Below are 13,769 nucleotides of genomic sequence, written 5' to 3' on the forward strand. Positions count from 1 at the left end.
AACCACGAATTATGGAAAGTCATTTCGCAAAAATAGGGGTTAATACCCATAATTTTGCGGCGCAGAATGTCGCCACGGGAGCGCTAATCCCCCAAGCCTGGACAAACGCAACGTGCCGCGACTTGCCCAGGCATACACAAAGGAATCGACCATGAAGACGTTTATGAAACTCTCCGCTGCCGCCATTGCGCTGACCACTGCCTCGATAACGTACGCGGCCCCGCCCTCCGTAGCGGGACAAGCTAGCCCCACTCATGCGCTGACGCGGGCGGAAGTCCAGGCGGACCTCGCCATCTGGCAGCGTGCGGGAATGAGTGCATTCTGGCGTGGCCAGGAGACGCCTGACGTATACAGCGCGGGCTACCGCAAGGCCGAAGCGGAATACGTCCGGATGCGCAATGGGGCCGAGTACCAACAGGAACTCCAACGCCTTCAAAAGTAAGGGACGGTGCCCGGGCGATCTGACCGGTCAGCTCAACCCGCCAACGCCGGGGCGTGATCCAGCAAGCGATCCACGATCACCAGGATCTGCCGCGCCGCATCGTCGATGTGCTTTTCGAGCATGGCCTCGGCGCGGTCCACCTGACCCGTTCGGCACAGAGCGATCATCTCCATGTGCTCGCGGTGCGCCTGCTGCCGGATCGGCGCATTGACGACCTGGAAGCGGAAATACCGCTCCGATTTCTCATGCAAGGCCCGCACGACGCTGAGCGCCGCCGGCCGCCCCGCCGCGCGATACAGGGTCTCGTGCAGCTCCCAGTTCATCGCGCCCCACTGGCCGGGCTCTGTCGAGTCCATCTCCTGCACCAGTTGTTCCGCGCGCCGCAGATCGTCCTCGGACACGTTGGGAATGGCCTCGCGGAAGATCCAGGGCTCCAGGCGCTTGCGGATGTCGAAGAATTCGCGCACCTCGGCCTTGGACAGCATCGACACGAAGGCGCCCTTGTGCGCGATCGTGTCCACCAGGCCTTCGGCGCTGAGCAGGCGCAGGGCCTCGCGAATGGGAATGCGGCTGACGCCCAGTTCCTCGGCCAGCAATTCCTGGCGCAAGGCCGACCCCGGCGGAAACTCGCCCGACAGGATGCGGTCACGCATGGCGTCGACCACCAGCTCCGTGGTGGTCTTACGAACGATTCTTGTGCGAGAGCCAGGCTGCATAGAGATGTACGATCCGCTGAGGGATGGAATTTTACGCATGGCACTTGGGCGGCGTGGATGCGCGCCCAATGACACACCGCGCGTGACGACGGCGCCGCGAACACCGGCATCACTTCGCTAGGGAAAACCCGAGGAGACATGAAAGCGCGTCTTCGATTACTTTAATTATATTGGATCCAAGATCCTGCCACTAGATCGGTGCAGGATTCCAGGCAGACACGGCGCCATGCGCTGATTTTTTTATCGAATTAAATTGGATCCAATATAAAATGTTTTTTATCCCTAGCGCCCGGTCCGACGTGCGCTCCCAGACAGGAACATCATGACTATTCAATGGAAGGGCGTTTTCCCCGCCGTCACCACCAAGCTCAAGGCCGATTTCTCGTTGGACGTGGACGCGATCCGGGCGGGACTGGAGCGCCTGATCGAGAACGGCGTGGCCGGCGTGGTGATGATGGGCATGGTTGGCGAGAACGCCCAACTGTCGCCCGAGGAAAAGCTGACGGTGCTGCGCATCGCCAAGGAAACCGTCAAGGGCCGGGTGCCCATCATCTCGGGGCTGGGCGAGACCAGCACGGAGAAGGCCATCGCCTACGCCCGCGCCGCCGAGGAACTGGGCATCGATGGCCTGATGGTATTTCCCGGCCTGACCTACAAGTCGGACATGCGGGAAACCATCGCCTTCTACCAGGCCGTGGCGCGCGCCTCGAAGCTCGAGATCCTGCTCTACAACAACCCGCGCGGCTACGGCGTGGACTTGACGCCCGACACGGTCGAGGTGCTGCTGGCCGAACCCACCATCGTGGCCATCAAGGAAGAGTCGTACGACACGACCCGCGTCACCGACCTGATCGCGCGCTTCGGCGACCGCCTGAACGTGGTGTGCGGCGTGGACGACCTGATCCTGGAAAGCGCTGCGCTGGGCGTGACCGCCTGGGTGTCCGGCATGGCCAACGCCCTGCCCCGCGAATCCGTGACGCTGCTGGACCTGGCCATCGCTGGCGACCTGCCCCGCGCGCGCGTGCTGTACCGCGCGCTGACGCCCCTCTTCCACTTGGACACCGTGGTCAAGCTGGTCCAGCACATCAAGCTGGCGGAGAACCTCGTCAGCGGCTCGGCCGAAACCGTGAAGCCGCCGCGCCTGGACCTGGAAGGCGCCGAGCGCGAACGCACCATCGCCATCGTCAAGAAGACGCTCGCCGACCTGAAGGCGCTGGGTTACTGAGCCACACCGGGCCGGGGCGCTGGCGCCCCGGCCCGTCCGAGACACAAGACAAGGGAAAACGACATCATGTCTCACGTTGCAGCCAGATTGGAGCGCATCCCGTTCTGCCGGGTGCACTTCAAGCTGTTGATCATGGGTGGCCTGGGCTTCGCCTTCGAAGCGCTGGACGCCGGCATCATCGCCTTCATTCTTCCCGTGCTGCGCACGCAATGGCAACTGTCCAGCCTGGAAGTCGGCTTCCTGGCCAGCAGCACCTACATCGGCTTCCTGATCGGCGCGCTGCTGGCGGGCCTGCTGGGCGACCGCTTCGGACGGCGCGGCGTGATGATGTGGGCGCTGGCCATCTTCTGCGTCATGTCCATCGCCAACGCGATGACGCACGACTGGCATCTGTTCTTCCTGTTCCGCATGCTGGCCGGCATCGGCATGGGCGCGGAGGGCGCGATCATCGCGCCGTTCCTGGCCGAGTTCGTGGCCAGCCGCTACCGCGGCCGCTTCACGGGCGCGCTGGCGGGCTTCTTCTCGTTCGGCTTCGTCACCGCCGCCCTGCTGGGCTATTTCATCGTGCCGCTGTCGGACAACGGCTGGCGCTGGGTGCTGGTGATCAGCGCCGTGCCCGTGGTCGTGCTGCTATGGTGGCGCCACGCGCTGGACGAATCGCCCCGCTGGCTGGAAAGCCAGGGCCGCCATGACGAGGCCAGCGCGGTGGTCGACCGCTTCGAGGCGCGCGCCGAGGCCGCGCTGGACCAGGCGCTGCCGCCCGTACCGCCGCGCATGATCGACGACTCGCCCATCACGAAAGCGAAGACATCCTTCCTGGAGCAGTTCAAGGTGCTGTGGTCGCCGAACTGGCGTGGCGTGACCGCGATGACCTGGACGTTCTGGCTGTCCATCACGTTCTGCTCGTACGCGTTCTTCACGTGGATTCCCGGCCTGCTGGTGCAGCAGGGCATGACCATCACCAAGAGCTTCGGGTATTCCATCGCCATCTACCTGGCGCAGATTCCGGGCTATTACTCGGCCGCCTATTTCAACGACAGGATCGGTCGCAAGTACACCATCGTGATGTACATGGCGTTCGCGTGCGCCTCGGCCATGGCGCTGGTCTTCGTGAAGGATCCGGCGCACGTGCTGATCGCGTCCATCCTGCTGTCCTTCGGCATGAACGGCGTGAACGCGGGCCAGTATGCCTACACGCCCGAGCTGTATCCCACCAGCATCCGGGCCACGGGCATGGGGTCGGCATCGTCCTTCGCCCGCCTGGGCGCCATCGCCTCGCCCACGTTGGTTGGGGCGATCTATCCGGTGCTGGGATTCGGCGGCGTGTTCGGCATGACCACGGTCGTGCTGCTGACCGGCGCGCTGGTCGTGCTGATCTTCGGCGTCAACACCAACAACCGCACGCTCGAAGACATCTCCCGCACCCGCGAAGCGCGCGGCCTGTAAGCACGATACGCCACGACGAGCCCGGGACACCGACATGCTCCAACCCACTGCCTCCCCACTGCTGGACCTGGCCGAGGCGCTTGCGCACGGCGCGGACGACGCCGCGCTCTGGCAATGCCTGGACCGCACGCTGGCCGGGCTGTACGGCCACGGCCTGTTCACCCTGCTGGCCTACAACCGGCAGGCGGGCGTGATGCAGCGCCTGTACAGCAGCCGTCCCGACATCAATCCCGTCGGCGGGATGAAACGGGTGACCCGCTCGGACTGGGTGGATCGCGTGCTGGTGCGTGGCGAAGGCTATCTGGGCTCGTCGGCGCAAGACATCCGAAGCGTGTTTTCAGATCACGCGCTGCTGATCAGCCACGGCCTGGAAAGCGTGAAGAACGTCTCGGTTCGTCTGGATGGGCAGGTGATCGGCTCGCTGAACCTGCTGGACGGCCCCGCCCGTTACGACGCGCTCGACTTCTCGCACGCCCGCGTCGCCGCCCAGTTGATCGCCCCCAGGCTGCGCCAGCGCGTGGACGGCCTGGCCGGCGCGGCCTCGCTCGAAGGCCTGGAAACCGTCTGAAGGAACCCCAATGATCGTTTTGAAGAACGCACGACTGCTCGACATCCATCACAAGAACGAGGACACGCGCTACAGCGTGGTGGTCTCGGAGAACCGCATCGTCAAGATCGTGGCCGGTGAGGTGACCCAGGACGGCGCCGAGGTGCTCGACGTCGGCGGCAGGACCGTCATGCCGGGCCTGATCGACTGCCACGTGCACGTGATCGCATCCGTGGCCAGTCTGGGCTTGAATGGCAGGCTGCCGAACGCCCTGGCGATCCTGCGCGCGGTGCCCATCCTGCAGGCGATGCTGCATCGCGGCTTCACGTCGGTGCGCGATGCCGGCGGCGCCGATTACGCGCTGGCCTGCGCCGTGCAGGACGGCACCATCGAAGGCCCGCGCCTGTTCGTCAGCGGCAAGGCGCTGTCGCAGACCGGCGGGCACGCGGACTTCCGCGACCGCTTCGATTTCTCGGACCCCGACCCGTGCGGCTGCAACCGCAATGCAGGCGCCATCGGCCGCGTGGTGGATGGCGTCGATGCCATCCGCAAGGCGGTGCGCGAGGAAATGCGGGCCGGCGCGAACCAGATCAAGATCATGGCCTCGGGCGGCGTGGCCTCGCCCACCGATCCCATCGGCAATCTGCAGTTCTCGGTGGACGAGATCAAGGCGGTGGTCGAAGAGGCGCAGTCGCACCAGACCTATGTGATGGCGCATGCCTACACGTCGGCCGCCATCAAGCGCGTGGCCGCGCTGGGCGTGAAGACCGTCGAGCACGGCAACCTGGTCGACGACGAAGCGGCCGCCCTGATGGCGCGGCACGGCACCTATGCGGTGCCCACGCTGGTCACCTACGATGCCATGAACCGCTTCGGCGCCGAGCAGGGCCTGTCGAAGGACGTGCTGGCCAAGAACGAGAACGTGCGGCTGCAAGGCATCAAGGCGCTGGAAATCCTGGCGCGCCACGGCGTGAAGATGGGCATAGGATCGGACCTGCTGGGCGACATGCAGCAATGCCAGGCGGAAGAACTGAGCATCCGCGCCGAGGTGCTGGGCAATTACGAAGTGATCCGCCAGGCGACCGCGATCGGCGCCGAGATCCTGGACCGCGCGGGCGAACTGGGCGTCATCGCCGAGCGCGCCCTGGCCGACCTCCTGGTGGTGGACGGCGATCCGCTGGCAGACATCTCGGTGCTCGTGCACAACCAGGGGGAAAAGATCGTGGGCATCATGAAGGACGGCGCCTGGGTCAGGAATCCCTCGGCGGCGCTGGCCTGAGCGCCCTGTTTCATCGACTTCGGAGTCTTCATGAACCATACCTTCTTCTGCATCGACGGCCACACCTGCGGCAACCCGGTGCGCCTGGTCACGGGCGGCGCGCCGGCCCTGCAAGGCGGCAGCATGATCGAGCGCCGCGCGCACTTCGAGCGCGAGTTCGACTGGGTGCGCACGGCGCTGATGTTCGAGCCGCGCGGCCACGAGGTGATGTCGGGCACCATCGTCTATCCGCCCACGCGGCCGGACTGCGACGCCGCCATCCTGTTCATCGAGGTCAGCGGCTGCCTGGCAATGTGCGGCCACGGCACCATCGGCACGGTCACCTTCCTGATCGAGCATGGCCTGGTCGCGCCGCGCGAACCGGGCGTGCTGCGCCTGGACACGCCGGCCGGCCTGGTGCTGGCGCATTACAGGATGGATGGCCGATTCGTGGAATCGGTCCGGCTGACCATCGTGCCCTCCTTCCTGCACTCGCGGGACCTGACCGTCGACGTGGATGGCCTGGGCGAAATCACCTTCGACGTGGCCTACGGCGGCAACTTCTACGCCATCGTCGAGAGCCAGCCGAACTACCGCGACCTGGACGCCTTCTCGCCGTCGGACATCCAGCGCCTGAGCCCCATCCTGCGGCGCAAGGCCAACGAGAAGTACCGCTTCGTCCATCCCGAGACCGAGGCCATCAATGGCCTGTCGCACGTGATGTGGACCGGAAAGCCCTCCAGGCCGGGCGTGTCGGCGCGTAATGCCGTGTTCTACGGCGACAAGGCCATCGACCGCTCGCCGTGCGGCACCGGCACTTCGGCGCGCATGGCGCAACGGGTGGCCAAGGGACAGTTGGATATCGGCTCGGCCTTCGTGCACGAAAGCATCATCGGCACTACCTTCAACGGCATGGCGACGGAGCGCGTGCGGGTCGGCGAGTTCGATGGCATCCGCCCCACGGTGGAGGGATGGGCGCGGGTGACGGGACTGAACACGATCTTCGTGGACGACCGCGATCCGCTGCACAAGGGCTTTCTGCTGAAGTGACCCGGCGGGACAACGACAAGCCCTGACGGAAAGGCCGACATCCGGCCTTCCAAGCGGCGGTTTCATTGAAGTACGGAGAATGCATTCATGCCCCATGCCGTCATCGTCGGCGCCGGAATCATCGGCCTGAGCTGCGCGCTGGCCGCGCAGCGCCGCGGCTGGAAGGTCACGCTGGTTGACCGCGACTTCGAGGGCGACCGCGCCTCGCATGGCAATGCGGGCGGCATCGCCGTCTCGGAGTGCGTGCCGCTGAGCCTGGCCGGGATGGGGCTGAAGCCGCTGAAATGGCTGATGGACCCGCTGGGCCCCCTGTCTATCCGGCCACGGCACGCGCCCAAGCTGCTCCCCTGGTACATGGCCTTGCGCCGCGCGTCCTCGCCGCGCAACCATGCCCGGATCGGCGACGCGCTGGCCGCGCTGAACCGGCGCTCGCTGGCGGACTTCGAAGCCCTGCTGGCCGAGATCGGCCTGTCGGGCGACCTGCACAAGCGCGGCGCGCTGACGGTGTACGAAACAGAAAAGGGTTACCAGGACGAACAGGATGCCTGGCAGTTCAAGCGCGAGCGCGGCGTGCGCTGGCGCCCTGTCTCGCGCGATGAGCTGCGCCAACTTGAGCCGGGCCTGGCGCCGGTGTTCTCGCATGCGGTCATGCTGGAGGACTGGGCGCACATCGACGACCCCAAGCGGATCGTGGATCGCCTGCGGTCCCATGTGGCCGCGCACGGCGCCACGCTGGTGGCGGGGAAAGCCGCCGGGCTGTCCCTGGATGGCGCGGGCACGGCAGCGGCCGGCGTCGTGCTGGCCAGCGGAGAAAAGATCACGGCCGACCGCGTCGTCGTCGCCACCGGCGCCTGGTCGGCCCATCTGGCGCAATCGGTCGGCGACCGCGTGCTGGTGGAAAGCGAGCGCGGCTACAACACCACGCTGCCCGGCAGCGCTGCCCTGCTGAACCGCGAAGTCATCTTCGCCGAGCGGATGTTCGTCGCCACGCCCCTGGCCATCGGGCTACGGATCGGCGGCGCGGCGGAGTTCGCCGGCCTGGAGGCCCCCGCGAACTATCGGCGCAGCGATGCGCTGCTGGACCTGGCGCGCCGCTACCTGCCCGGCCTGGATGGCAGCGATGCCCGGCAATGGATGGGCAACCGGCCCACCACGCCGGACTCGCTGCCCGTAATCGGACCCTCCGCCCGCAGCGACCGCATCCTGTACGCCTTCGGCCATGGCCACCTGGGGCTGACGCAATCCGCGACCACCGCCGCGCTGATCGGCGACCTGCTCGACAACCGTTTTCCCGGCACGGATCTACGGCCCTACGCCGTCACGCGCTTCTGACGTCGCGGTGGACGATCGTCATTGCTCGAGCGCCCAGTTCGGCCGGGCGCCGCCGACCCGCTTTCTCTGGACGGTACCGGAACGGCACCCCGATACCGTCGACATGATCGGTGCCTCGCGTGGATGGACTCTCCATCATGAAAATCTTGCGTAAAGTCGTACTGGGAGTACTTGCCGGAACCCTCGCCGCCGCCGCGGCCGCGGCGCCCTATCCTGCCAAGCAGGTCGAGATGGTGGTGGCCTATCAGCCTGGCGGCGGCAGCGACAATACGGCCCGCGCCGTGGCGGAGGTGGCGCGCGCCCATCTGCCCGAGCCGGTCTATGTGACGAACAAGCCCGGCGCCAGCGGCTCCATCGGCTGGTCGTACGTGCTGGCCGGCAAGCCGGACGGCTACAAGGTGCTGCTGATGAACCCCGAGATGCTGTTCGTGCCGCTGATGGGTATCGGCCGCGCCACCATCGAGGACTTCCAGCCCATTGCCCGCTTCACGGACGATCCCTCGTCCATCACCGTGCGGGCGGACGCCCCGTGGAACACCATCGACGAGTTCATCGCCTACGCGCGCGCCAACCCCGAGACCGTCACCGTCAGCAATGCGGGCAACGGGACCATCCCCCACCTGGCGGCCGCGGCGCTGGCCAGCAGCATCGGCGCCACCTTCACGCACGTGCCCTATCAAGGTTCGTCGCCGGCCATCATGGGCCTGATGGCCGGTGACGTGAAGGCCACGACGGTCGCCTACGCCGAGCTCAAGCAGTACGTGGAAAGCGGCAAGCTGAAGACCCTGGCCGTCATGTCCGCGCAGCGGCTGCAGGGGCTGCCGAACGTGCCCACCTTCAAGGAAGGCGGCCACGACCTGCAATTCAGCGTCTGGCGCGGCATCGGCCTGCCCAAGGGCGCGCCCGAAGAGGCGCTGACCACCTGGCGGGAGGTGGCGCGCAAGGTCTACGACACGCCGGCCTTCCAGAAGACGGTCACCTCGCAGAACCTCACCCTGTCCTGGGCGGACACGCCGGCCTTCGCCGCGGACATCGCTCGGCAGAATGAAGCGTTCAAGGAACTGATGAAGAAGCTGGACCTGAAGCAGTGACATGAAGACGCCGGGTGCAATGCCCGGCGCCGCTCCTAGATGGGCAGCCAGGCAGCGGTCATGTTCTGGAGACGCCGCGGTACGGAAAACTGTTTTGCAGGAACCTAATGGCGCACACCCCCCTCTGTGAAAGCCATTCATCGCGGCTGGACCTCGCCGCGCGGCGGCCCCGTTGCTCTGCCCTGTCCCTTTGCGTATCGTGGATGCCCCAGGCAGGACAGCTCGCAGAAGCGGCGCCTCTCGAACGATCACATGGGGAATTTCATCGATGGCGCGTGACAACCATTACAACGGGCTGCTGGCCTTCGTCGCCGTGGTGCGCGAAGGCAACTTCACACGGGCCGCCGCGGGGCTGGGCGTCTCGCAATCCGCGCTCAGCCACACCATACGCACGCTCGAATCCCGCCTGGGCGTGCGGCTGCTGACGCGCACCACCCGCAACGTCTCGCCGACGGAAGCCGGCGAAGCCCTGTACCAGAGCATCTGCGGCCCGCTGGCCCAGATCGACGAACAGATCGACACCATGAGCCGGTTCCGCGACACGCCGGCCGGCACCATACGCATCACGGCAACGGACTATGCGATACGCAGCATCCTGTGGCCGAGGCTCATGCCCTTCCTGAGCCGCTACCCGGAGATCAAGGTCGAGCTGATCTGCGACTACGGCCTGGCGGACATCGCCGCCGAGCGCTACGACGCGGGCGTGCGCTTCGGCGAGCAATTGGGGCAGGACATGATCGCGGTCAGGATCGGGCCCAACGAGCGCTTCGCCGTGGTCGGCACCAGGGGCTATCTGGCGAAGCATCCGGCCCCAGGCACGCCCGAGGATCTGGTGAACCATCGCTGCATCAACCTGCGCCTGCCCACGCATGGCGGGCTCTATGCCTGGGAGTTCGCCAGGAAGGGAAGCCGGATCGTCAACGTGCGGGTCGACGGTCAACTGACGTTCAACGGCATCTATGAAGTCGTCGAGGCCTGTCTGGCGGGCTTTGGCCTGTGCTACGTGCCCGAGACCATGGTGGCCCCGTACATCGCCCGAGGCAAGCTGGTGCGCGTCATGGAGGAATGGTGTCCGCTGTGGTCGGGCTATCACCTGTATTACCCCAGCCGGAGGCAGCCGTCGCATGCCATGAGCCTGCTGATCGAGGAGCTTCGGTATCAGGGATAGCGTAGGCGCGCACGGGCACCGCTGTCTCGCGTCGGCTCCTTCGGCGATGAAAGTGAATTAGTGAAATGAATTCATGGCGGCCAGCACCGGACGCCCCCTTATCGAAGCGTCCGGACTGGCATCCAATAGCGCATCCAGACAGGAAGCGCTTCAATGCCGCACATCATCATCAGGCCGGACATCCTGGGCAGGCAGGACACGATCTATCAGCGGCCGGGCTACGAGCCCTTCTGGTAAGGCCCTAGCCGCAGACCGGCGACACCCGGGCAGCGTCGCCGGCATCCTTCGCCATGCCGACCGACGCGAGCCTGGGCACGCTCACGCCGTTCTTGACGGCGATCACCTCGGCCATCAGGCTGACGGCGATCTCGGCAGGGGTCTTGCTGCCGATGTAGATGCCGATCGGCCCGCGCAGGCCCTGCAAAGAGGCCTCGCTTTCGCCGAAATGCGCGATGAACCGCTCGCGCCGCGCCCGGTTGTTGCGCCGCGAACCGATGGCGCCCACATAGAAGGCATCGCTGTGGACGGCCTCCAGCAGCGCCATGTCGTCCAGCTTGGGATCATGGCTGAGCGCGACGACGCAACTGCCGGGATCGGGCCGGAACGCGGTCACCGCGTCGTCCGGCATCTCGGTCGTCGACGCCACGCCCGATCCTTCCAGCATGGCGCGGCGCTCCGGGCGGGGATCGCAGATCGTGACCTCGAAGCCGTTGAAACGCGCAATCGTCGCGACATAGAAAGCCAGGTCGCCCGCGCCGATCAGCAGCATCCGATGGGCCGGGCCCAGCGTCGCCACCACACGCCGCGCGTCGGCGTGCAGGCCCGGGGACACCTGGCGCGTGGCCAGTTCGACGTGTCCGGTCTCAACGTGCAGCGTGCGCTGCACGAGCACGCCGGCTTCGAGCAGATCGAGCAAGGCATCGATGCCAGCGCGCTCGGGCGCAAATTCGAGCACCAGCTCCAGCGTGCCGCCACACGGCAGCCCGAACCGGTGCGCCTCGTCCGCCGATACGCCGTATTCCACGAACTCCACGGGCTTGGCGGGAAGCGGGCGCCGCGCGCCGGACAGCGCGTAGCGGTGCACCAGATCGTCCTCGATGCACCCGCCCGACACGCTGCCGACCACGTGGCCCTCGCTGTTGAAGGCCATCATGGCGCCGACGGGACGCGGCGACGAGCCCCAGGTGCGGATCACGGTGGCCAGCACCACGCCCGAACCCTGCCCCATCCATTGCCGCATGGTGCGCAGCACCATCACGTCGAGCCTATCCATCGCGGTTCTCCTGGTCGATGATACGGATGGCCGGCGCCATCACAGCAGCTTGTCCGGGGTGATCGGCAGGTCGCGGACGCGCCGGCCCGTCGCATGGAACACGGCGTTGGCGATCGCGGCCGGAATGCCGACCATGCCCAGCTCGCCCATGCCCTTCACCCCCAGCGGATTGACGACCGTGTCGTCTTCCTCGACGAAGATGGTCTCGATCGTCTGCACGTCGGCGTTGACCGGGACGTGATAGTGCTGCAGGTTGGCGTTCATGATGCGGCCGTAGCGATGATCCACCTCGGTCGCTTCGAGCAGGGCCATGCCGATGCCCCACACCACCCCGCCGATTTCCTGGCTGTGCGAGGCCAATGGGTTGATGATCTTGCCGCAGGCGCTGACCTCGATGGCGCGGGTCACGCGCACCGTGCCCAGCCTGGGATCGACCTTCACCTCGATGAACTGCACCCCGTGCGCCAGGGACGCGTAGTCGTCCCGCTCTTTGGAAGGCGTGGAATCGAACACCTCGTTGATCTCTTCCATGCGATGCCGCCGCATGAGATCGGCGATGCGGACGGCGCGTTGCGGCGCCTTTTTCATGCGCAGCTCGCCATCGATCATCTCGACCTCGGCGGCGCTCGCCCCCGCCAGCGGCGACTGGCTCTCGGCATTCGCCATGCCCAGCAGCCGGGCGCCGACCGCCAGCGCCGCGCCGCGCACGGCCGACCCCACGCTGGAGGTCGTCCACGAACCGCCCTGCGACGGCGCCGTGGGCTGATTGGAATCGCCCAGATCGAACTTGACGCGCTCCAGGGCCAGCCCCAGGAACTCGGCCGCGATCATGGTCATGACGGTATAGGTACCGGGACCGATGTCGCTGGTGGCGCTGGACACGCGGGCGGTGCCGTCCGCCCGGTAGATCACCCGGGCGCTGGCCGGCATCTGCAAGGCGCCCCATACGCCCGTGGCCATGCCCCAGCCGACCAGCAGGTCGCCGTCGCGCATCGAGCCCGGCGCGTGCGTGCGCGCGTGCCAGCCGAACTTGTCGGCGCCGATGCGGTAGCACTCGCGCAGCGCCTTGCTGGAGAACGGCTTGCCGCTCTCGGGATCGACCTCGGCGTAGTTGGCCAGGCGCAACTGCAAGGGATCCATGCCCAGCTCGTAGGCCAGTTCGTCCATTGCGCTTTCCAGTGCGAACATGCCGCTGACGGCGCCCGGCGCCCGCATCCAGGTCGGCGTGGCCAGGTCCGTGGCCGCCACGCGCAGCGGCGCGTGCAGGTTCGGACAGGCATAGACCTGCTTGATGTAGCGCGTGGTGGCGTCGGAGAACGATTCGAAAGACGACGTATTGTGCCCGGCCTCGTGGATCATGACCGACAGGCGGCCGTCCCTGCCCGCGCCCAGCTTGACGTTCTGCACGGTGAACGGCCGGTAGCCGTGCCCGGTGAACATCTGGGTGCGCGTGTACACCACCTTCACGGGCCGGCGCACCATCCTGGCCGCCATCGCGGTCAGCGAGGGATAGTAGTTCGGCTTGAGCGATGAACCGAACGCCCCGCCCACGAAGGGCGATACGACGCGCACCTGCTCGGGCCTGATGCCGAAGGCGCTGGCCAGATGCCGCTGCACGCCGCCCACGCCCTGCGTCTTGTCGAAGAGGGTCAGCTCGTCGCGGTCCCAGAAGGCGATGGCGGCATGCGGCTCGATGGGGTTGTGATGCTCCATCGGAATCGTGTACCGGGCCTCGACGCGGACCTCGGCCTGGCCCCAAGCGCCCTGCGGATCGCCGCGCGGCGCGTTCTTCCCGGCATCGGCATCCTGTCCGGCCTGTTGCAGCGCACGCTCGGTATCGGTGTTGTACGGCTCGGCGTCATACGCCACCCGCACCAGGCGCGCCGCGTGCCGGGCCTGCTCGAAGGTCTGCGCCACGACCAGCGCCACGGGCTGGCCGTTGAAGAAGATGCGGTCGGATTGCAGCGGCCATTGCCAGCCGCCGCCGGCGCCGTCGCCCAGCCGCTGGGCGTTCAGGTGCGTGATGACGCGCAGCACGCCTGGCGCCTGTTCCGCCTCGGCCGTGTGGATGGCCTTTATCCGCCCTTTGGCGATCGTGCCCTGCACGATGAAACCATGGCAGACGTGCGGCACCTGGAATTCGGCGGCGTATTTCGCCTTGCCTGTGACTTTCGCAACGCCGTCGACGCGCGGCGTTTCCTTGCCCAAGTATCGGGTCATG

General features: G+C 66.7%; 12 protein-coding genes. 9 read left to right on the forward strand and 3 right to left on the reverse strand.

Going from position 1 to position 13,769, the window contains the following annotated elements:
• Positions 1 to 151: 151 nt before the first annotated feature.
• A complete protein-coding gene (locus A7W11_RS16530) occupies positions 152 to 442 on the forward strand; it encodes a DUF4148 domain-containing protein (RefSeq protein ID WP_066415319.1) in 291 nt (96 codons plus the stop codon).
• 32 nt (positions 443 to 474) lie between these two features.
• Here the strand turns inward: A7W11_RS16530 and A7W11_RS16535 are convergent, their stop codons facing one another.
• Positions 475 to 1,158 (reverse strand): GntR family transcriptional regulator, encoded by a 684-nt coding sequence (locus tag A7W11_RS16535; protein ID WP_066415322.1) that lies wholly within the window; start codon positions 1,156 to 1,158, stop codon positions 475 to 477.
• Between the two features lie 322 nt (positions 1,159 to 1,480).
• On the opposite strand from A7W11_RS16535, the gene A7W11_RS16540 reads away from it, so the two are divergent.
• The 8 genes from A7W11_RS16540 to A7W11_RS16575 all read left to right on the forward strand — a co-directional run bounded on the left by A7W11_RS16540 (position 1,481) and on the right by A7W11_RS16575 (position 10,275).
• Positions 1,481 to 2,383 (forward strand): dihydrodipicolinate synthase family protein, encoded by a 903-nt coding sequence (locus A7W11_RS16540; RefSeq protein WP_066415323.1) that lies wholly within the window; start codon positions 1,481 to 1,483, stop codon positions 2,381 to 2,383.
• Positions 2,384 to 2,449: 66 nt separating this feature from the next.
• Positions 2,450 to 3,829, forward strand: a complete 1,380-nt coding sequence (locus A7W11_RS16545; protein ID WP_066415326.1) for an MFS transporter — start codon at positions 2,450 to 2,452, stop codon at positions 3,827 to 3,829.
• A gap of 34 nt (positions 3,830 to 3,863) precedes the next feature.
• Positions 3,864 to 4,397, forward strand: coding sequence for a hypothetical protein (locus tag A7W11_RS16550; RefSeq protein WP_066415329.1), 534 nt, complete (start codon positions 3,864 to 3,866; stop codon positions 4,395 to 4,397).
• A gap of 10 nt (positions 4,398 to 4,407) precedes the next feature.
• On the forward strand, positions 4,408 to 5,655 hold the full coding sequence (locus tag A7W11_RS16555; RefSeq protein ID WP_066415332.1) for a metal-dependent hydrolase family protein: 1,248 nt from the start codon (positions 4,408 to 4,410) through the stop codon (positions 5,653 to 5,655).
• Positions 5,656 to 5,685: 30 nt separating this feature from the next.
• Positions 5,686 to 6,684, forward strand: a complete 999-nt coding sequence (locus tag A7W11_RS16560) for a 4-hydroxyproline epimerase (RefSeq protein ID WP_066415335.1) — start codon at positions 5,686 to 5,688, stop codon at positions 6,682 to 6,684.
• A gap of 87 nt (positions 6,685 to 6,771) precedes the next feature.
• Positions 6,772 to 8,016 (forward strand): NAD(P)/FAD-dependent oxidoreductase, encoded by a 1,245-nt coding sequence (locus A7W11_RS16565; protein ID WP_066415345.1) that lies wholly within the window; start codon positions 6,772 to 6,774, stop codon positions 8,014 to 8,016.
• A 137-nt stretch (positions 8,017 to 8,153) separates the two neighbouring features.
• Positions 8,154 to 9,107 carry a tripartite tricarboxylate transporter substrate binding protein gene (locus A7W11_RS16570; RefSeq protein ID WP_066415350.1) on the forward strand — a complete coding sequence of 318 codons (954 nt, stop codon included), beginning with the start codon at positions 8,154 to 8,156 and terminating at the stop codon, positions 9,105 to 9,107.
• A gap of 268 nt (positions 9,108 to 9,375) precedes the next feature.
• Entirely contained in the window at positions 9,376 to 10,275 is a 900-nt protein-coding gene (locus tag A7W11_RS16575) for a LysR family transcriptional regulator (protein WP_066415351.1), read from the forward strand.
• A 241-nt stretch (positions 10,276 to 10,516) separates the two neighbouring features.
• On the opposite strand, the gene A7W11_RS16580 is transcribed toward A7W11_RS16575, so the two are convergent.
• On the reverse strand, positions 10,517 to 11,548 hold the full coding sequence (locus A7W11_RS16580; protein ID WP_066415352.1) for an XdhC family protein: 1,032 nt from the start codon (positions 11,546 to 11,548) through the stop codon (positions 10,517 to 10,519).
• Between the two features lie 39 nt (positions 11,549 to 11,587).
• A complete protein-coding gene (locus tag A7W11_RS16585) occupies positions 11,588 to 13,768 on the reverse strand; it encodes a xanthine dehydrogenase family protein molybdopterin-binding subunit (RefSeq protein ID WP_066415355.1) in 2,181 nt (726 codons plus the stop codon).
• Between the last annotated feature and the right edge of the window lies 1 nt (position 13,769).

Origin of the sequence: Bordetella ansorpii, from assembly GCF_900078315.1 — a bacterium.
Classification (GTDB): domain Bacteria; phylum Pseudomonadota; class Gammaproteobacteria; order Burkholderiales; family Burkholderiaceae_B; genus Bordetella; species Bordetella ansorpii.